Source organism: Bradyrhizobium sp. LTSPM299, from assembly GCF_000938235.1.
Taxonomy (GTDB): domain Bacteria; phylum Pseudomonadota; class Alphaproteobacteria; order Rhizobiales; family Xanthobacteraceae; genus Bradyrhizobium.
Map to the genome: position 1 here is coordinate 113,829 of NZ_JYMU01000023.1, position 19,234 is coordinate 133,062.

Consider the following 19,234-nt stretch of genomic DNA (forward strand, 5'->3'; position numbering starts at 1 on the left):
AGAAACGGATCTGAGACAATGAAGAAACTCTTGCGCCTGGCGCAGGCCGTTGGCCTGTCGCTTGCTTTGACCGGCGCCGCCTTGGCTGACGAACCTCTGAAGATTGCCACCAGTGCCGGCCCGGTCGGCCAATTGGCTGCCTTTGCCGCCAAGCTCGCCAAGGAGAAGGGCCAGGATGTCAAGATCGTCGAGCTGTCGGATTGGGTCGCGCTGAACGAGGTCGTCAACAGCGGCGACGTCGACGCCAATCTGTTTCAGCACGGCACCTATCTCGCGATCCAGAACAAGCAGCGCGGCTTCAATCTGGTTCAGGTCGACAAGGTCGGCGTGATCGCGCCCGTTGGGCTGTTCTCGAAGAAGATCAAGTCGCTCGACGAGATCAAGCCCGGCGACAGCGTTGCAATCCCGAATGAACCGCTCAACGGCGCACGCGGACTGATCCTGCTCGAGCGCGCCGGACTGATCAAGCTGGCGCCGGGCAAGGGCTTTTCCGTCAGCCGGTTCGACATCATCGAGAACCTGAAGAACCTGAAGATTGTCGAGCTCGATCCGGCGCAGACCTATCGTTCGCTCGATGACGTGACGCTCGCGCTCGTCAACATTACCTACCTGATACCGGCCGGCGGCGACCCGAAATCGGCGCTGCTGATCGATCGCACGGTTGACGATGGTCTGGTGCTGCGCTTCACGGCACGGCCGGACAGGAAGGACGATCCGCGCCTGAAGGCGTTCATCCAGATCTTTAATTCGCCCGAGGTCAGGCAGTTCATCGAACAGAAGCTGCCGGCCTTCATTCCGGCCGGCTTCAGCAGCTAAGCGCCGGCGCTCGCGGCTTGCGTTCGAGCTGTGGCTCGAGCGCCGAGCGGGACAGCAGGGTTGCGAGCCCGCTGCATTGGTTGCGGATGTCTGGGATTGCGATGATCTCCCAGAACGCCGCACGGGTCAGCGGACCGACCGCGAACAGGCGCCGCGACGGAATGCCGTCACGGTCGACGACCGCGCAATTACCATCGGTCTCGATGCCGATCGAGAGCGGATCGACGCGCGCCAGACCCTGGTCGAATAGGCTGCGCACCGCCGGGTTGGCGGTGGCGCGCGGATCCTTGACGATACCGGTACAATCGACGACTGCGCCCACTTGCATGCTGTGAACCCTTGTGTCGCCGCGCCGGCGGTAGGTGATCTCGGCACCAGCGTCGTTCGGCTCGATCCTGGTCGCCTTTGCCGCCATCATGGTAACCTTTCCGGCATAGAGCGCTTCGATGATGCGCGCCTCGACTTCCGGCGCCATCCGATGCCGATGCACGTCCCACCAGGCACGCGCATGCTCGAGGAAACGGCGTTTTGACCGAGGGGGGAGCTCGCGCCACAGCCTCTGTGTATAGGGACGAAGACCGTCGATGACGCTGCGCCAGTCACCGCCGTGGGCGACATGCGTATCAATGCGACCGCGAAGCCAGTGCAGCAGTCTGACGACACTGGCGCCGAAGGGAATTTCGGCTTCCTCGATCTTCACCGCATCGACCCGGCGATGGGGCTTGGCGAGAAGACCGCGGCGCGACATCGCGACGATTGGCCCCCGATGCCCGTCACGCAGGAGCGACAGCACGTAGTCGATCATCGTGAGCCCGGTGCCGAGGATCAGCACGGCTGCATCCGCATCAATAGGAACGGCGGACGGCGGCGCCCAGGGATCGGCATGGCCGCGGTGCGGAGCTCTCGTGTCGTGTCCGGTCGCGAGAACCACGAAGTCACCGTTAAGGCGACGACCGTCGCTCAGCATGACCGCCACCTCAGCCGGTCCCTCGCTGATTTCGATGCACGTGCCGTGCACGATCGACAGAGCCTGCGCATCGGTTGTTCGTTGTTCGAGCAGGCTCGCGATATAGTCGCCATAAATGCGCCGCGGCACGAAACAATAGGGATCGGGACACAGCGGCACATCGACCTCACGCGAGACCAGCCAGCGCCAGAAGTGATCCGGCTGGTCCGGCAGCGCGCTCATGTTCGCAACCCGTACATTGAGCAGATGGTCGGGATTGCCGGTGTGATAGGCGATGCCGCGGCCGATATCGGGGCGCTGCTCGATAAGCGTGACACGAAGCCTACAGCTTGGCTGATGTAACAGCTGGTAGGCAAGCAGGACGCCACTGGCGCCACCACCGACGATGATCACGTGCCGCGCACCATAGCCCGTCATGCTGCCTCTGCCGATCAGCCGGCCGTACTGTATGTACGGCGCGAGGGAATCAACTGCTAGAAAGCAACGCGATCAATTACGCCAGCGACGGCTCCAGCCGCTGATGTGTCGAGGCAGTCAAGACGTCTGCTTTGGACCCTCGGGACGGAAGCGAGGGGAACTAGCCGTGCGGTCCAAACAGGAAGATCTCGTGGAAGTTATCTGTTCCGTTCGCGTTCGCTGAGCGCGCAAGCCGTCGACGCCATCTTTTAAGCCGTCGGGCTGTGCGGCCAAGAACGTAAAGCCAAGAAGATGCCTGCAAGATAGAAGCTCCTTCGCATTCCACGTCGCACGAAAGCTAACACGCCTTTGTTCTGGCCGCTCGTGGAAGTCGAGCGCGCGATTGATTTTGAAATCGAACGCATGCGCGGATGGGCTTTGCGAGAAGAGTTATTCCGTCGTCTGGAGTGAAGCGGAAAAATCATTCCGGCGACATCTCGGTGAAAGCCTGCTGGGGCTCGCTTTGCTCCGGTTCCCGTTTGCCGGTGCAGTTGTTTGCGCACGCCGGAATCAGTATTGGCCAGGAGATCGCCGTCTCTGCAATAGGCACCGCATATGACTGTGCTCATTTCTCCGCCTGCCGCGAACGAGGTCTCGCGCCGATCCCGCAACTTTGGATACCCATTTCATTGACCATCGTGCTGTTCCGCTCGATATTCGTGGTTAGCAGGTTGTGCTGCTCAGGGTCGCCGCAATGAGAACGAGAGACGAAAGCTTGATGCGCGACATGCAAAGCCGCATGGCCCATCGCTGCGTCTCGGCGGCGACCGGCGTCTGTTGTTGTTGTTGTTGATCGCTTCGACACATTCAAAGCCAACAACAATCCGGCAGGAGCGCCGATATCAGGCGATTGAGCACGCATGTCCCAAGCCCACGTCTCTCAAGCCCACGTCTCTCAAGCCTATGTCATCGAGGTATCAAACCGAACCGCGGGTATCGTTGTCAGCGATAACAGTGGCTTCTGCTTCTTCTCCTCCGAACACGCCTTTGACAGCCTCGACGGTGGTTATTTCAGTTCCGCGCGTGCCGCGGAACGCGCGGCGAGGGCGCTGGTCGAGCGGCGCCGGCAAGCCCGGAATCAACCGGCATCCCCCTCTGCCATCTGATCGATATCTGAAAGGACAGACATGACCACGAGACGTAGTATTCTTGCGGCCGCCCTGGTGCTCTCAGCACTTGCAATCGCGCCAGCACGGGCGGAGGACAAACCAACCGAAATCCGCATCGGGACGCAGAAGGGCGGCCTGTTTCCTGCCGTCCGCCAGCGCCACACTGTGGAGGACGCATTCAAGCCGCTCGGCATCGAGGTCAGGTGGATCGACTTCCAGTTCGGACCGCCGCTGCTCGAAGCCATCAATGTCGGCAGTGTCGATTTCGGCTTCGTTGGCGATGCGCCGCCGATCTTCGCACAGGCCGGTGCCGCAAAGATTCGTTATGTGGCTACGGTGACGTCGGACGGCAACAACCAGGCGATCATCGTGCCGGCGGGCTCCCCGATCAAGACGCTGGCCGACCTCAAGGGCAAGCGAATTGCATTCGGCAGGGGGTCCAGCGCCCACAATCTGCTTGTCGCGGCGCTCGAGAAAGCGGGACTTTCCTGGAGCGACATCACGCCAGCGCCGCTGGCGCCGGCGGACGCAACCGTTGCTTTCTCCAGTGGTGTCGTCGACGCCTGGTCGATCTGGGATCCTTATCTTGCGCTGGCGGAGCTCAAGGACAAGGTGCGCGTCATCGCCTTCGACAAGGACGTTCACAAGCCGAACGCGTTCTACATCGCCGGATCCGACTTTGTTGATAAGTTCCCATCCGTTGTTGCAAAGCTCAACACCATCTTCGCGGCTGAAGGGGCATGGGCCGCTGGCCACCGCGAGGAGGTGGCTCGTGCCCAGGCCGATGCCACCGGCGCGGACATCGAGGCGATCAGGCGTTTCGTCGACCGGTCGAACTATCAGGTGGTGCCTGTCGATGCTGATATCATCAAAAGCCAGCAGGCCGTTGCTGACCGCTTCGCCCGGATCGGGCTCATTCCGAAGCCGATCAATGTTTCGGATATCGTGTGGAACTGGACGCCGGGGTCGTGACCCGCTGCCAAAACATCGAAAACAACCCCATGCAAAGTAGCTGACGGCTGCCTGCATTCGACAAGCGACTTGACATGTCGGGCAACTCAGCGGCACACTTCCATTATTCCGAAATGGCGCAGACGCTTCTCGTCCCGCCCAGGCACGTCGGGGGAGCGGATTACATCGGTTTAACTTGGACTGATACCATCGGCTGCTATCGTGTCGTGGACGCTTGTTCACCCGGAGGTCCGCGATGAAATCCGCGCCGCTCGCAGTCAGCACGCTACTGGCCTTGCTTGCCGTACAACCGGCCGAGGCGCAGACCGCCGCCTCGCCACCAGAGGCGACGGTACCACCCGCAGCCACGCCGCCAGCGGCCGAACCACCACCAGCCGCACCACCACCAGTGACTGCGACGCCGGCAGCAGCCGCGGTGCCGCCGGCTCCCGCGGCAACTTCTCCGGCAACCCCACCAACGACGACGCCATCAGCGAGCTCCGGGCGACCTTCGACCGTCTACACCACCGTCAACCTTCGGGAAGGACCGGGAACGACGTATGGCGTTATTACCAAAATCCCCGCCGGCAGCCGCATCAACGTCGGCAATTGCAGCGGACAATTCTGCCAGGCGTCCTGGCAGGGGAAGGATGGCTACGTCATTGCGACGAGTCTTGCGCGGCGCCGTCCAAACTACGGACCGCCGGGCCCGCCGCCCGGCTACGTTGAACCGCCCGTATATGCCGGGCCGCCGATCTACTATCGCCCGCGTCCCTACACCTACGGCTATTACGGGCCCGGCCCCTATTGGGGCTACCGCCGTTGGCGATATTGGTAGAACGGAAAAGGCTTGTATCTGGATCGGCCGACATCCGATGAGCGCTGGTGGCCAGCGGGCCGGATTACGGTGATAGCACACTTAGTTGGTCGCTTGTTTGTGACCGCCTCTCGGCGGCGTGTCTATTGAGTGCACTGTCACCGGTCAAACTCGACCTTCAGTAGAGCTGCCTCATAGGCCAACGCCGCCGCGATCCCCGCAATAAAAGCCGCCAGCAACGTCTGGAACCTTTGCACGAAGTTGGCGACTTGCGCGGAAGCTGCACTCGCGGCGAGCAGCACCCCTCCGATGGACAAAGCAATGCAAATACCGCGCTTTCATTGGCTGCTCCTGGTGTGACAAAATCATTTTGCTGGAGGCTTGCCGCCAGCCGCCAGTTTCGCGTTCAGTGCAGCCTTCTTCGCCGCCGCTAAAGCTGGTCCAACATAAAAAAGATCAAATAACTCCTCGATGACCTCGAGGCACCACTCGGCTTCGTGCGGGTCAACATCGATAACTTGCAAGGTCGTCTTGTCATCAATCGGATGGGCGGAAAAATTGCCAAAGTTGCGGATTGCGTCGATCGTTTCTCGGAGCCGCTGCGTGAGCGCTTTCTTAGGGTCCGGTTCGGCCAAAAGCATATCTATTTCCCGAGCTAAATCTTTGTTCTTGTAGCCAGCTGCCCGGAGCATATTTTGCAAGCACCGCCGCGAGAGCGCTGCCGACGCCTTGGGACTGATCGGAAGTACGTTGCAAGCTTCGACGTAGTCATTCGCGATGGGCTCTGGGACTTGAGCAGGTACCGGACCGCGATTTGCGCCGATCGGAAAAATCTGACGCCAGTCGTTGAGTGCTTCCTTGTGGCCATTGGAGATCGCGACTTCAATCGTCGCCATTTTGCAGCCTGGACAAATAGAGTTTCGATAGATCTAGTGGCCTTTGATCGCCTCTGAGCCGCCCTCGGGCGTTACGTAACCCGACAGGGTAGCGCTGCCTCTTCGGATATAATCGCCATCCCAATTGTCGTGATTGTGGATGCTGCAGTGCGGGCATTTCATAGATTCTGTCGCCTCTAGCTAAAAGCCGAGCTTGGCGCGGATGTAATCGGCGACGATGCCGAAGATCCCGACCTTCTTGCCGATGCGCAGCAGCGCAGGCCACACCGCGCTCAGGACCTGGCGCCAGTACTTCCACCTCGCGGCGCGTTCGCCGTGCAATTCGATGTCCTTGCTGAACATCTCCTGCAGGTCGCCGAGCTGCCGTCGACGGTGGCTTCAGATGCCAAAAACAAGAATGCTGTTTCGGCCAAGGCCGGCGGACGTGCCCGCGATCGCTCCTGAAGCTTCGCCGCATTAAGCAGCAAGCGGGCGGTGCGGCTCGTTAGGGTATCGATGCTTTCGCGTAGGCTTGCTTCTGCTTCTGCCTTTGCAGTGACCTTTTGCAGGTGAATGGCGAAATACTCGCTGAGGAGATTTCGCTTCTGCTCAGACGTCAGGTGTTCCGGCATAGCAAACACGTGAGGTTCTTTCTCGCCCTCGATTTTGATCAGCATCACACTGTTATTTTCGCGGATGATCTCGATCTTGATCTCTTTCTCGTTCACGCCATCGCTCCTGCGACTTTAATGCCCCGCAGGCGGTCGAGAGCGTTGAGTGAGGCATTCAAGGCCGCCTGACCTTTGCCGGTGATATTGAAGTACATCTTGGCGCGGCCGCCGCGTTCTGCGGTCGTTTCGCCTTGCCGAGATTTCACGAAGCCCTTGGTCTGGAGCTTCTCCAGTGTCGCGTAGATCGTCGCCATCGGCACCTCGCTGCCGAGGCGCTTCGCCAGTTCCTCGTGGATGGAGACGCCATACGCGTTGGGCTGCTTTCGCATGATTGCGAGCATTACGACTTGCTCCGCCTGCTTGAGGTTCGTGTCCATGAGCCATGTATCCTTGGAGATCTGATTTTGATTTGCTGATTGTCAGTTTCGAGTCGGGGTCATGCTGGGTAGTATTTTCCATAATATAGAACAAATGAGAGAGCGCCAATATTCCAGAATTTGGAAGATATCATGCGCCTAGCGAAGGGGCGCACGATGCGGCTCGACCGCGCCTACAAGCGCGAGCGCTCCGATCATTGGATCAAGTCAAAAAATCGCGATCATCCTGTGTTCCGTCGGGTCAACGATCGCTTCTAATCGGCTTGTCCCTGCAGGTTCATAGCCGCGTAGGCCTCGGCCAGGCGTTCTGGCGAGTGCTTCGCCTTGAAGGCCGAGCAGGCCGTTTTGAATTCCGCCTTAGCTATCTCGATATCCGGCGAGCTGCCGACCAGCAGGTCGCCAGGAATGTGGACCTGGGCGTGCCACAGCCAGATTCGGGGCGTGCGCTCTTTCGCGTCGCGGATGCGGCCGACGCGCTGGAAATTACGGTGCGGTGCACTTAATCGATGCTTGCGAGGAGCGATTAATCAGGCCCGACCTTTCGCGACCCTGGCGATCCCGGCAGGATTCGAACCTGCAACCCTCAGAGTAGAAATCTGATGCTCTATCCAGTTGAGCTACGGGACCGTTGGCCGTCTTCTAGCACTGCCAATATGAAAAATCCGCTGTCGCGCCAAGCCTGTCCCGGCCGATTTTTCGTGATTGTGGATGAGAGAGGCCCGGGGGCACTCGCCGGGTGCGGCATTTTCGCAGCCCATGGGCATCTGTGAACGAACCCACAGCTCGCGCTTGGCGTGCGTGGTATTTCTGAACATGTCCAGCGTGTGATGGCCTCCGCTGGCTGAAGTGACGCGAGACTGCCGGCAAGCTGCGGTTCAAAACCCCATCAATGGAGATCGAACATGTCCTACCTTACGCGTACAGCATTACCCCTGCTGTGCTTCGCCCTGACGGCTTCGGCCACCCAGGCGTTCGCACAACAGGCTCCGTCCATCCAGGTCGGATCGGATACAAGAGCGAAATCGGAAGCTGAGTGCTTGAAGGATGCGAAGTTCGCGATCACCGAGACCGGCTTCGGTGTTACCTTTACGTCCGGTCCTCATATCGGCGGCGCCGGGGCCCTGAACGGGGTGGGTGCTGCCGTTATCGTCACCTGCCTGTCGCAGGGCGCAAGGACCTTCATCGAAGTGGTCGGCACCAGCCTCGACGGCGGCGTGGCCGGCGAAGCCCGCAACCGGGTTCGGACCATTACGATGGGGCCGCCGAGCTGAGATTGTCCCGCCGAGAACAGCCTGGCGTTCGCCAGGTGGTGCGCCGAGCTTGTGCTGGGCTCCAAAGCCCAGCGCAACGGTCACTCGACCGCGGCATTGCGGTGAGGGTGGCGAATGTCGCAATTGCAGGCTGGAACGAACGAGCGCGCTAGAGCTTCGGTTCTGATTGAATCAGAACCGAAGCTCTAGATTCTTGTTTTGACGCGTTTTCTTCACGCGAACCGGTATCCACGGAGCCTGTCATCGGGCGCGCATTCGCGCGACCCGTTGGCTCGAAAACGCTCTAACGGACGCGGTCATTGCTTTGCGCCGGTGGCAGCTTGATCGGGACGTGCGGCGAGGTGTTGACGACTCTGACGCTGCCGTCGTGGGCGTGGCTTCGAATCGTTTCCAGAATCAGAAAGAACTTTTCCGCGAGCATGGCGAACCTCCGCTGGCGGGTGAATCTGACGCGCATGTTACGGCCGAGTTCGCCTCGGGAACTATGACACATCTCACATTTGGCCGCCTTCAGCGCCGATGACGGCGGCGGTCCGTATCCAAGGTAAATAATCCACTTCCAGCCAGGCTTGCTCCGAACCGATCGTGGGCGCTGCGCGACAAAGGCTGGCGGTGGCTCGCGCGCTGTGGGTCCGCCGTCACCGCCGCGCCGGTATTCGCCGCCAGCCGCCGGTTAGGGATTCGTCCGACCATGCTGTATGCGACTTTTGATCCTGTTCATGTCAGCGCCATGAGTCCGTCACCTTTTCGCGCACTTTTGATTTCCACGCGGCTGTCGTCCGCGGGGCCTTTGGGAGCTCCACCATGATCGGTTTGGTTCGTGCCGCTGCAATCTGTGCCGCGCTGCTGCTTGGTTTTGGCCTTGGCGTGGCCGGCGCCGCCGACAAGGCCTTCAAGCGCGACGACCTCGCCGATTCCGCGATCAAGCTGGAGGCCCAGATCAAGAGCGAGGCGGGGGCCGTCAACAAGGGCGCCGCAACGCTCAAGACCGACGCCGATGCCGCATTCAGGCGCAACGATTTCCGCTCCGGCCTGCAGATCCTCGGCCAGATCGCCGCTGCTACGCCGGAGGACGGCGCCAACTGGCTGCGGCTGGCAAAGACCATCTTCCAGATCCGCTCGGCCAGCTCCAGCGAACAGACTTTCCTGATGGAGCGCGCCTCGACGGCCGCCTACATCGCCTATCAGCGCGCCGGCAATCCGGGCGAGGAGGCCGATGCGCTGGCCGTGCTCGGCAAGGCATTGTCGGAGCGCAAGCTGTGGCGCCCGGCGCTGGATGCGCTGCGGCTGTCGCTCGACCAGCGCGAGGTCGCGGACGTCCGCGGCCAGTATGAGAAGATGCGTGACGAGCACGGCTTCCGGCTGCTGGATTACAGCGTCGATTCCGATTCGGTTTCGCCGCGCGCCTGCTTCCAGTTCTCGGAAGATCTCGCCAAGCGCGTCGACTTCGCGCCATTCCTCGCGCTGGCCGGCACCGACAAGCCGGCGCTGTCGGCCGAGGACAAGCAGCTCTGCGTCGACGGGCTGAAGCACGGCGAGCGCTACAACATCAATCTGCGCGCCGGACTGCCGTCGACGGTCAAAGAGGGGCTGCCGAAATCGGCCGAGTTCAACATCTATGTCCGCGACCGCAAGCCCTTCGTGCGGTTTACCGGGCGGGCCTATGTGCTGCCGCGGACCGGCCAGCGCGGTATTCCGGTGGTCAGCGTCAACACGCCGGCGGTCAAGATCGACGTGTTCCGGATCGGTGATCGCAATCTGATCAACACGGTGATCGATAGTGACTTCCAGAGCGCGCTGAGCCGCTACCAGCTCTCCGATCTCGGCGACCAGCGTGGCGTCAAGGTCTGGTCCGGCGAGCTTGCGACGGCCACGACGCTGAACCAGGACGTCGTCACCGCGTTCCCGGTCGACCAGGCGCTCGGCGATCTGCAGCCGGGCGTCTATGTCATGACCGCCGCACCCAAGAGCCCGGGCAACGACGAAGACAGCTCGCTGGCGACACAATGGTTCATCGTCTCCGACATGGGCCTGTCGGCATTTTCAGGCAATGACGGGATCCACGTCTTCGTCAACTCGCTGCTCTCGACCGAGCCGGTCGCGAACGCCGAGGTGAAGCTGGTCGCCCGCAACAACGAGATTCTGGCAACCCGGAAGTCCGACGCGGCCGGCCACGTGCTGTTCGAGTCCGGGCTGGCGCGGGGCGAGGGTGGGCTGTCGCCGGCGCTGCTGACGGTCACGAGCGACAAGGCCGACTACGCCTTCCTCAGCCTGAAGACCACCGCCTTCGACCTCAGCGACCGTGGCGTCGCCGGCCGTGCCATTCCGGCCGGCGCCGACGCCTTCGTCTATGCGGAGCGCGGCGTCTACCGCTCCAACGAGACCGTCTATCTGACCGCGCTGCTGCGCGACGGGCAGGGCAATGCCCTGACCGGGACGCCGCTGACCATGGTGATCGAGCGGCCTGACGGCGTCGAGTTCCGCCGCGCCGTGCTGCCGGACCAGGGCGCCGGCGGTCGGAGCCTGTCGGTGGCGCTGAACTCGGCGGTGCCGTCAGGCACCTGGCGGGCTCGTGTGTTCACCGATCCCAAGGGCAATTCGGTCGGCGAAACCACCTTCATGGTCGAGGATTACATCCCCGAGCGGATCGAATTCGACCTATCGGCCAAGGACAAGCTGATCAAGGCTGAAGTTCCGGTTGAACTCGGGGTCAGCGGGCATTTCCTTTACGGCGCGCCGGCTTCTGGCCTGCAGCTCGAAGGCGATATGCTGGTGGCGCCAGCGGCCAATGGCCGGCCTGGCTATCCCGGCTACCAGTTCGGCGTCGACGACGAGAAGACCGCGAGCAACGAGCGGACCCCGATCGAGAACCTGCCGGAGGCCGACGCCAATGGCGCAGCGACCTTCCCGGTGAAGCTGGAGAAGGCACCCGGCTCGACCCGACCGCAGGAGGCCCAGATATTCATCCGCATGGCGGAGACCGGCGGCCGCTCGGTCGAACGCAAGATCGTGCTGCCGGTAGCGCCGGCAACCTCCCTGATCGGCGTCAAACCTGCCTTCGGCGACAAGAGCGTCGCCGAGGGCGACAAGGCCGATTTCGACGTCGTGTTCGTCGCCCCCGACGGCAAGCAACTGCCGCGGGACGGGCTGCGCTATGAGCTGTTGAAGATGGAGTCGCGTTACCAATGGTACCGGCAGAACTCGTCCTGGGATTACGAGCCGGTCAAGTCGACCAAGCGCGTCGCTGATGGCGACGTGAACCTTGCGGCGGACAAGCCGACGCGGCTGACGTTCCAGCCGCAGCCCGGCCGCTACCGGCTCGACGTCAAATCGACCGATGCCGACGGGCCGCTGACCTCGGTGCAGTTCGACGTCGGCTGGTATTCGGACGGCAGCGCCGACACGCCCGATTTGCTGGAGACCTCGATCGACCGGCCGGAATATGCCTCCGGCGACACTATGACGGTGTCAGTGAACGCGCGCACCGCCGGCAAGCTCTCGGTCTATGTGCTCGGTGACCGCCTGCTGACGACCCAAAGCGTCGACGTCAAGGAAGGCACCCAGCAGGTCAAGCTTCCGGTCGGCAAGGATTGGGGCACCGGCGCCTATGTGATGACGACGCTGCGCCGGCCGCTCGATGCCGCCGCCGGCCGCATGCCGGGCCGCGCGATTGGGCTGAAATGGTTCGGCATCGACAAGAAGACCCGCACGCTTGCGGTCGAACTGTCGCCACCTGCTTTGGTGCGGCCGGGCTCGACACAGAAGATCCCCGTAAAACTCGGCGGGCTCAATCCCGGCGAGGACGCCAAGGTGGTGCTGGCCGCGGTCGACGTCGGCATCCTCAATTTGACCAACTACAAGCCGCCGGCGCCTGACGATTACTATCTCGGTCAGCGCCGCCTCACCGCCGAGATCCGCGACCTCTATGGGCAATTGATCGACGGCATGCAGGGCACGCGGGGCCAGATCAGGACCGGCGGCGACGCGGGTGGCGCCGAGCTGCAGGGCTCGCCGCCGACGCAAAAGCCGCTGGCGCTGTATTCCGGCATCGTCACCGTCGGCCCTGACGGCACCGCCGAAGTGAGCTTCGAGATCCCCGAATTTGCCGGCACCGCGCGGGTGATGGCGGTGGCGTGGAGTGCGACCAAGCTCGGCCGCGCAACTGTTGATGTGACGGTGCGCGATCCCGTGGTGCTGACCGCGACATTGCCGCGCTTCCTGCTCACGGGTGACAAGGGCACCATGAGTATGGACATCGACAATGTCGAAGGTGCAGCCGGCGACTACGCCGTCAGTGTCAAGACGAGCGGTCCGGTCAAGGTCTCGGGCAATCCGACCACGACGGTGAAGCTTGCCGCCAAGCAGCGCTCTTCGCTGGCGCTCGGCCTCGAGGCCGCTGGCTCCGGACGCGCCGAGTTCGATGTCGACATATCAGGACCGAACGGGCTGACCCTGGCGCGGCACTATGCGCTCGACGTCAAGCCGGCAACCCAGGTGCTGGCGCGCCGCTCGGTTCGCACATTGGCGAAGGGCGAGAGCCTGACGCTGACCTCGGACATGTTCTCCGACCTCGTCCCGGGCACCGGCAGCGTGTCGATCTCGGCGAGCCTCTCGACCGCGCTCGATGCCGCGAGCATCCTGAAAGCGCTCGACCGCTATCCCTATGGCTGCTCCGAGCAGATCACCAGCCGCGCGCTGCCGCTGCTCTATGTCAACGATCTCGCGGCCGGCGCGCATCTGGCGATGGATACCGCGGTCGACCAGCGCATCCGCGATGCGATTGATCGGCTGCTGGCACGGCAGGGGTCCAACGGCTCGTTCGGCCTGTGGTCGGCGGGCGGCGAGGATGCCTGGCTCGATGCTTACGTGACCGACTTCCTGACCCGCGCCCGCGAAAAGGGTTTTGCGGTGCCGGACGTGCTGTTCAAGACCGCACTCGACCGCGTCAGGAACTCGGTGGTCAACGCCAACGAGCCGGAGAAGGACGGCGGCCGCGATCTGGCCTACGGGCTTTACGTGCTCGCGAGAAATGGCGCAGCGCCGATTGGCGACCTGCGCTATCTCGCGGATACAAAACTGAACAATCTGGCGACGCCGATTTCCAAGGCGCAGCTCGCCGCGGCGTTGGCGTTGGTCGGCGACAAAGCGAGGGCCGAGCGGGTCTATGCCAACGCGCTCGACGCGCTGAACCCGAAACCGGTGCTCGAGTTCGGCCGGGTCGATTACGGCTCGGCGCTGCGCGATGCGGCCGCGTTGGTCTCGCTCGCCGGCGAAGGCAACGCGCCACGCGCGACGCTGACGCAGGCCGTGCTGCGGGTCGAAGCGGCGCGCGGGCTGTCGCCCTATACCTCGACGCAGGAGAATGCGTGGATGGTGCTGGCGGCGCGCGCGCTCGCCAAGGAGACGCTGGCGCTCGACATCAACGGCCAGAGCGTCAAGACCGCGGTCTATCGCAGCTACAAGGCCGAGGAGATGGCGAGCCAGCCGCTCAAGCTCACCAACACCGGCGATGCACCGGTGCAGACGGTGATCTCGGTGTCGGGCTCGCCGGTGACCCCGGAGCCCGCGGTCGCCAACGGCTTCAAGATCGAGCGCGCGTACTACACGCTCGACGGCAAGCCGGCTGACGTGTCGAAGGCGAAGCAGAACGATCGCTTCGCGGTCGTCCTGAAGGTCACCGAGGCGAAGCCGGAATTCGGGCACATCATGGTGGCCGACTATCTGCCGGCCGGGCTCGAGATCGACAACCCGCGTCTGGTGTCATCAGGGGATTCCGGCACGCTGGACTGGATCGAGGACGGCGTCGAACCCAAGGACACCCAGTTCCGCGATGACCGCTTCACCGCGGCGATCGACCGTGCCGCCAACGACAAGTCGGTGTTCACGGTCGCCTACGTCGTGCGCGCGGTGTCGCCGGGCAAATACGTGCTGCCGCAGGCCTATGTCGAGGACATGTACAATCCCTCGCGCTACGGCCGCAGCGGCACCGGTGCGGTCGAGGTGCAGAAGGCGAAATGAGCGAGGTGACCCACCAGCAACAGTCGTCATGCCCGGGCTTGTCCCGGGCATCCACGTCTGTTTCTGCCACCAAGGAAGACGTGGATGGCCGGGACAAGCCCGGCCATGACGGGCGGATGAAGCGGCGCATCCTGCGCATCACCGCGTGTGCGGCTGTCCTGCTGATACTCGTGACCGGCGCCTTCGCGAGTTGGGTCGCCTTGCTTGGACCGCTGCCACTGGCCGAGGCAGAGCAGGTCTCGACCACGGTCGTCGACCGCAACGGCAAACTGTTGCGTGCTTATGCGATGGCGGACGGGCGCTGGCGGTTGCCGGTCGATGCGAAGGCCGCAGTCGATCCGACCTATCTGAAGCTGCTGTTCGCCTATGAGGACAAGCGCTTCTACGAGCATCACGGCATCGATCCGCTGGCGCTGTCGCGTGCCGCGTTCCAGCTGCTCACAAGTGGCCACATTGTCTCCGGCGGCTCGACCATCACGATGCAGCTGGCACGGCTGATGGAGCCGCGGCAGCAGCGCTCGGTTTACGCAAAACTGCGGCAGATGGTGCGTGCGGTCGAGCTGGAGCGGCAGCTCTCGAAGGACCAGATCCTCGATCTCTACCTCGCGCTGGCGCCGTTCGGCGGCAATCTCGAAGGCGTGCGTGCCGCTTCGATCGCCTATTTCGGCAAGGAGCCGAAGCGGCTGTCGCTCGCGGAGGCCGCGCTGCTGGTGGCGCTGCCGCAATCGCCCGAGCGGCGGCGGCTCGACCGCTATCCGCAAACTGCCCACATCGCGCGCGACCGCGTGCTCGACCGCATGGTCGAGGAGGGCACGGTATCGACGGACGACGCGGCGCAAGCCAGGGCCGTGCCGGTGCCGAAGATGCGCAACCAGATTCCGATCCTGGCGCCGCATTCCGCCGATCAGGCGGTCGCGACGATCAAGAATCAACCCGTCATCAAGTTGACGCTCGACGCCACGCTGCAGAAGAACCTCGAGGCGCTGGCGCGCGACCGCGCGATCGCGCAGGGACCGGACGTCTCGGTTGCGATCATCGCGGTCGACAATGCGACCGGCGACGTGCTCGCCCGCGTCGGCTCGGCCGATTACTTCGACGAAGGGCGGGCCGGCCAGGTCGACATGACCCGCGCGGTGCGCTCGCCGGGCTCGACGTTGAAACCGTTCATCTATGGCCTCGCCTTCGAGGATGGTTTTGTCCATCCCGACAGCCTGATCGAGGATCGTCCGATCCGCTTCGGCACCTATGCGCCGGAAAATTTCGACATGACGTTCCAGGGCACGGTGCCCGTGCGCAAGGCGTTGCAATTTTCCCTGAACGTGCCGGCGATCGAACTGCTCGACCGCGTCGGTGCGAGCCGGCTGTCGTCGCGACTGAAGCAAGCCGGTGCTAACCTCGTGCTCCCCAAGGATGAAGTGCCAGGCTTGGCGATGGGTCTCGGCGGCGTCGGTGTGACGCTGCAGGATCTCGCGCAGCTCTATGCCGGACTGGCACGGCTCGGCGCCACCACGCCGCTGCGCGAGATCGTGCGGGCCAATGACATCAGAGAAACCATGCGGCTGATGGATCAGGCGGCGGCCTGGCAGGTCGGCAATGTGCTGCTCGGCACACCGCCGCCGGAGAACGGCGTACACGGCCGGATCGCATTCAAGACCGGCACCAGCTACGGCTATCGCGACGCCTGGTCGATCGGTTTCGATGGCCGCATCACGATTGGCGTCTGGGTTGGCCGTCCGGACGGCGCGCCGGTGCCGGGCCTGGTCGGCCGCTCCGCCGCGGCACCGATCCTGTTCGATGCCTTCGCGCGCACCGGCAAGGTGCCGGCGGCGCTACCCAAGCCGCCGCGCGGCGTGCTGGTCGCAAGCAATGCGAAGTTACCCCTGCCGCTTCGGCGCTTCCGCCCGCTCGGCGAACTGGTCCGCACCGGCAATGACCAGGCGCCGCACATCCAGTTCCCGCTGAACGGCTCGCGCATCGACGTCGATCATTCCGATGATGGCCGCCTTGCGGCGATGCCGGTCAAGGTCGCCGGCGGCGTGCTGCCGCTGACGGTGCTGGTCAATGGTGTCTCAGCCGGAGACATCGACAGCCGGCGGCAGCGCCTGATTGATCCGCCGGGGCCGGGCTTCGCCCGTGTCACCGTGATCGACGCGACGGGTGCGGCCGATACCGTCGTGATCCGGGTGCAGTGACAATCCGGCTACCGGATGAACGACCAGTTCTTGTAGAACACGGTCTTGAATGAGGCCGCGATCACGGCCGCGCCGGCGATCGCCGCGTCGAAGACCGGCTGCAAATGGTTCGGGCGGACGATGTCCATGAACAGGCAGTAGCGCGCCTGGTCGACATCGTTGACCGACTGGTGGAACAGCGTGTCATCGAACATGAACAGCGGCTGGTTCTTCCAGTAATGGGTCTTGTCGTCGACATTGATGAAGACGCCGTCGCTGTCGATCGGATCGAGATTGTAGAGCACGCGGAAGGTCAGGCGCAGCGGACCGAAATGCCATGACGTCTTTTCGCGCTGGTTGAACACCGATACCGCGATGGTCTTGATGTAGCGGTAATCCTGTTCGAAGGCAGGAATCCGCACGGTGATATCCTGCTTCCGTGCGAACCATTTGAACGTCAGCATGCCGCGCTTGCGGTCGCCCAGCACCTCGGCGACGCGCGCCTTGATCAGGTCGCCATTCTCGACGAACGCCTTGACGCAGGCTTCGACCTCGGCGCGATGTGCAGCCGGGAGATCTTCGAGCCGGTAAGTGCCGAGGTTTCGGGCCGACAACAGGTCCGCCAGCAGGTTGATTGGCGACAGCAGCCAGGTCGGGATGCCGTTGCCGAGGAAATACTTCTCGGCCATGTCGGGCGTGACCTTGAAGTGCCGTTTGATGTCGAGGGCGCCGCAGACCAGGAAAAACAAAACGAGATAGGGCACCAGATAGAGCAGGGGGACCAGCACAAGCAGCGCCACTGCGTAGCGCCGGACCCGCTTCCGGGTATTTCGGTCGATTGCCATGCTCAATATCTGCTTAACGGGTCGAAAAACGTGGTGAACTGAACGGTTATACCCTTTATGCCGTCCCCGGCACCGCGGCAAGGCGGGAGACGGGGAAAGACGGAATGCGGTGTTGTTTGCAGTGCGGTTTCATCGTATGCGAAAAACATGGTTGAAACCCTCCAGCCCCGCCGCTTCGGAGCAGGCCAACAGTCTGTAAAGCCTGCGCATTCCAGCCGCAGGCTGTTTATGGCGTTCGAGTTCGCGACGGCGAGCCACCCGCGCGCGGTTCTGTTCCTGCTGTTGTGCTGTTTGGTGCTGTTTCTGCCCGGCTTCTTCACCATCCCGCCGATCGATCGCGACGAGGTGCGCTTTGCCCAGGCGACCAAGCAAATGGTCGAAAGCGGCGATTACGTCGACATCCGCTTCCAGGACGATGTCCGCTACAAGAAGCCGGTCGGCATCTACTGGCTGCAGGCGGCGTCACTGAAGACCGTTGCAGCGCTCGGCCTGCCACGGGCGCAGGTGCGGATCTGGGTTTACCGCATGCCATCGCTGATCGGTGCCATCGGCGCGGTACTCCTGACCTACTGGACGGCGCTTGCCTTCGTGACGCGGCAAGGCGCGGCCTTGGCCGCGTTGATGCTCGCGAGTTGCGTGCTGCTGGGCGGCGAGGCGCGGCTCGCCAAGACCGACGCGATGCTGCTGTTCACCGTGACAGCGGCGATGGGTGCGATGGCACGGGTCTATTTGTCATGGCAACGCGGTGAGGACCCTGCGCATCCGCCATGGGGACCACCTGCGATCTTCTGGACAGCGCTGGCGGCCGGTATCCTGATCAAGGGACCGCTGATCCTGATGTTCGTCGGCCTCGCGATGGTGGCGCTTGCCGTCCTCGACAGGTCGGCGGCCTGGTTTTTGCGCATGCGCCCGGTTTGGGGCCTGATGTGGATGCTGGTGCTGGTGCTGCCGTGGTTCGTGCTGATCTTCCTGCGCGCCGGCGATACCTTCTTTGCAGATTCCGTCGGCGGCGACATGCTGAGCAAGCTCGGGGCGCAGGAATCCCATGGCGCTCCACCCGGGCTCTATCTGCTGCTGTTCTGGGTCACGTTCTGGCCCGCTGCGCCGCTTGCCGGCATGGCCGCGCCGGCGGTCTGGCGGGCACGGCGGGAGCCCGGCGCGCAGTTTCTGCTGGCCTGGCTGATCCCGTCCTGGATCGTGTTCGAGGCGGTTCTGACCAAGCTGCCGCATTACGTGCTGCCGCTCTATCCGGCGATCGCGATCCTGACCGCGGGCGCTCTGGAGCGGCGCGTGCTGTCGCGCTCCTGGCTGCTGCGGGGCGCGGCGTGGTGGTTTGCGATCCCCGCGCTTGGCGCGGTGCTGGTGACGGCAGGCGCGATCAAGCTGATCCATCAGCCGGTGTTTCCGGCCTGGCCATTATTCGCGGTCGCGATGGTGTTCGGCCTGGTCGCCTGGTGGCTGTTCGAGGAGAGCCGCGCCGAGCGCTCGCTGCTCAACGCCGTGATCGCCGCGGCGTTGCTGGCAGGCGGCACCTATGGCGTGGTGGTGCCGCGGCTCACGACGATGTTTCCGAGCCAGGAAGTGGCGCGCGCGCTGCGCAACGTGACCTGCGTCGGTCCGAAAGCCGCCGCGGCCGGGTACCTGGAGCCGAGCCTCGTGTTCATGACCGACACCTCGACGCTGCTCACGGACGGATCGGGTGCAGCCGATTTCCTGGGGCAGGGCTCCTGCCGCTTCGCGCTGGTCGAACAGCGCTCGGAGCGCGCCTTCGTGCAGCGCGCCGAGGCGATCGGGCTGCGCTATGAAGCACCGGTGCGCGTCGAGGGTTACAACATCTCGCAAGGCAAGGCGGTCTCGATCGCGATCTTCCGCTCCGAAGGAACGGAATGA

At 63.3% G+C, this 19,234-nt stretch carries 18 protein-coding genes and 1 tRNA gene; 9 read left to right on the forward strand and 10 right to left on the reverse strand.

Annotated elements, in window-relative coordinates; translation table 11 throughout:
* The first annotated feature begins 18 nt into the window (after positions 1 to 18).
* Complete coding sequence (locus UP10_RS14830) at positions 19 to 816, forward strand: MetQ/NlpA family ABC transporter substrate-binding protein (protein WP_044588064.1); 798 nt, start codon at positions 19 to 21, stop codon at positions 814 to 816.
* On the opposite strand, the gene UP10_RS14835 is transcribed toward UP10_RS14830, so the two are convergent.
* Both UP10_RS14835 and UP10_RS44220 read right to left on the reverse strand, forming a co-directional pair.
* Positions 806 to 2,200, reverse strand: coding sequence for an FAD/NAD(P)-binding protein (locus UP10_RS14835; protein ID WP_044588065.1), 1,395 nt, complete (start codon positions 2,198 to 2,200; stop codon positions 806 to 808). The genes UP10_RS14830 and UP10_RS14835 overlap by 11 nt on opposite strands.
* A 604-nt stretch (positions 2,201 to 2,804) precedes the next feature.
* Positions 2,805 to 3,101 (reverse strand): hypothetical protein, encoded by a 297-nt coding sequence (locus UP10_RS44220; RefSeq protein ID WP_156179963.1) that lies wholly within the window; start codon positions 3,099 to 3,101, stop codon positions 2,805 to 2,807.
* Between UP10_RS44220 and UP10_RS14840 the strand changes: the two genes are divergently transcribed.
* The 3 genes from UP10_RS14840 to UP10_RS45235 all read left to right on the forward strand — a co-directional run bounded on the left by UP10_RS14840 (position 3,100) and on the right by UP10_RS45235 (position 5,137).
* Positions 3,100 to 3,345, forward strand: coding sequence for a hypothetical protein (locus UP10_RS14840; RefSeq protein WP_044588066.1), 246 nt, complete (start codon positions 3,100 to 3,102; stop codon positions 3,343 to 3,345). The genes UP10_RS44220 and UP10_RS14840 overlap by 2 nt on opposite strands.
* Before the next feature lie 21 nt (positions 3,346 to 3,366).
* Positions 3,367 to 4,320: an aliphatic sulfonate ABC transporter substrate-binding protein gene (locus tag UP10_RS14845; RefSeq protein ID WP_044588067.1), complete on the forward strand. Its 954-nt coding sequence runs from the start codon at positions 3,367 to 3,369 to the stop codon at positions 4,318 to 4,320.
* Between the two features lie 235 nt (positions 4,321 to 4,555).
* Positions 4,556 to 5,137, forward strand: a complete 582-nt coding sequence (locus UP10_RS45235; protein WP_197086813.1) for an SH3 domain-containing protein — start codon at positions 4,556 to 4,558, stop codon at positions 5,135 to 5,137.
* A gap of 137 nt (positions 5,138 to 5,274) precedes the next feature.
* On the opposite strand, the gene UP10_RS45630 is transcribed toward UP10_RS45235, so the two are convergent.
* The 5 genes from UP10_RS45630 to UP10_RS14855 form a co-directional block, all read right to left on the reverse strand.
* Positions 5,275 to 5,418, reverse strand: coding sequence for a hypothetical protein (locus UP10_RS45630; protein ID WP_210167966.1), 144 nt, complete (start codon positions 5,416 to 5,418; stop codon positions 5,275 to 5,277).
* 63 nt (positions 5,419 to 5,481) lie between these two features.
* Positions 5,482 to 6,012, reverse strand: a complete 531-nt coding sequence (locus UP10_RS14850; RefSeq protein ID WP_082077120.1) for a DUF4145 domain-containing protein — start codon at positions 6,010 to 6,012, stop codon at positions 5,482 to 5,484.
* Between the two features lie 180 nt (positions 6,013 to 6,192).
* Complete coding sequence (locus tag UP10_RS44230) at positions 6,193 to 6,354, reverse strand: hypothetical protein (RefSeq protein WP_502692195.1); 162 nt, start codon at positions 6,352 to 6,354, stop codon at positions 6,193 to 6,195.
* On the reverse strand, positions 6,285 to 6,719 hold the full coding sequence (locus tag UP10_RS44235) for a hypothetical protein (protein WP_156179969.1): 435 nt from the start codon (positions 6,717 to 6,719) through the stop codon (positions 6,285 to 6,287). Before UP10_RS44235 ends, UP10_RS44230 begins: the two co-directional genes overlap by 70 nt.
* Complete coding sequence (locus UP10_RS14855; RefSeq protein ID WP_044588068.1) at positions 6,716 to 7,039, reverse strand: PadR family transcriptional regulator; 324 nt, start codon at positions 7,037 to 7,039, stop codon at positions 6,716 to 6,718. Before UP10_RS14855 ends, UP10_RS44235 begins: the two co-directional genes overlap by 4 nt.
* Before the next feature lie 132 nt (positions 7,040 to 7,171).
* On the opposite strand from UP10_RS14855, the gene UP10_RS46345 reads away from it, so the two are divergent.
* Positions 7,172 to 7,297, forward strand: coding sequence for a hypothetical protein (locus UP10_RS46345; protein WP_283807652.1), 126 nt, complete (start codon positions 7,172 to 7,174; stop codon positions 7,295 to 7,297).
* A gap of 292 nt (positions 7,298 to 7,589) precedes the next feature.
* On the opposite strand, the gene UP10_RS14865 is transcribed toward UP10_RS46345, so the two are convergent.
* Positions 7,590 to 7,666: transfer RNA gene (locus tag UP10_RS14865), tRNA-Arg, on the reverse strand.
* 275 nt (positions 7,667 to 7,941) lie between these two features.
* On the opposite strand from UP10_RS14865, the gene UP10_RS14870 reads away from it, so the two are divergent.
* Positions 7,942 to 8,310 carry a hypothetical protein gene (locus UP10_RS14870; protein ID WP_044588070.1) on the forward strand — a complete coding sequence of 123 codons (369 nt, stop codon included), beginning with the start codon at positions 7,942 to 7,944 and terminating at the stop codon, positions 8,308 to 8,310.
* A 283-nt stretch (positions 8,311 to 8,593) separates the two neighbouring features.
* Here UP10_RS14870 and UP10_RS45240 read toward each other — a convergent pair whose 3' ends face one another.
* Entirely contained in the window at positions 8,594 to 8,731 is a 138-nt protein-coding gene (locus tag UP10_RS45240) for a hypothetical protein (RefSeq protein ID WP_197086814.1), read from the reverse strand.
* 383 nt (positions 8,732 to 9,114) lie between these two features.
* Here UP10_RS45240 and UP10_RS14875 point away from each other — a divergent pair, with 383 nt between their 5' ends.
* Complete coding sequence (locus UP10_RS14875; protein WP_044588071.1) at positions 9,115 to 14,328, forward strand: alpha-2-macroglobulin family protein; 5,214 nt, start codon at positions 9,115 to 9,117, stop codon at positions 14,326 to 14,328.
* An 80-nt stretch (positions 14,329 to 14,408) separates the two neighbouring features.
* Positions 14,409 to 16,520, forward strand: coding sequence for a penicillin-binding protein 1C (gene pbpC, locus UP10_RS14880; protein ID WP_044588072.1), 2,112 nt, complete (start codon positions 14,409 to 14,411; stop codon positions 16,518 to 16,520).
* An 8-nt stretch (positions 16,521 to 16,528) separates the two neighbouring features.
* Here the strand turns inward: pbpC and UP10_RS14885 are convergent, their stop codons facing one another.
* The gene (locus UP10_RS14885; protein WP_050043687.1) at positions 16,529 to 17,344 is read right to left on the reverse strand and encodes an aspartyl/asparaginyl beta-hydroxylase domain-containing protein; all 816 of its coding nucleotides are present in this window, start codon (positions 17,342 to 17,344) and stop codon (positions 16,529 to 16,531) included.
* Positions 17,345 to 17,491: 147 nt separating this feature from the next.
* On the opposite strand from UP10_RS14885, the gene UP10_RS14890 reads away from it, so the two are divergent.
* Entirely contained in the window at positions 17,492 to 19,234 is a 1,743-nt protein-coding gene (locus tag UP10_RS14890) for an ArnT family glycosyltransferase (protein WP_044588073.1), read from the forward strand.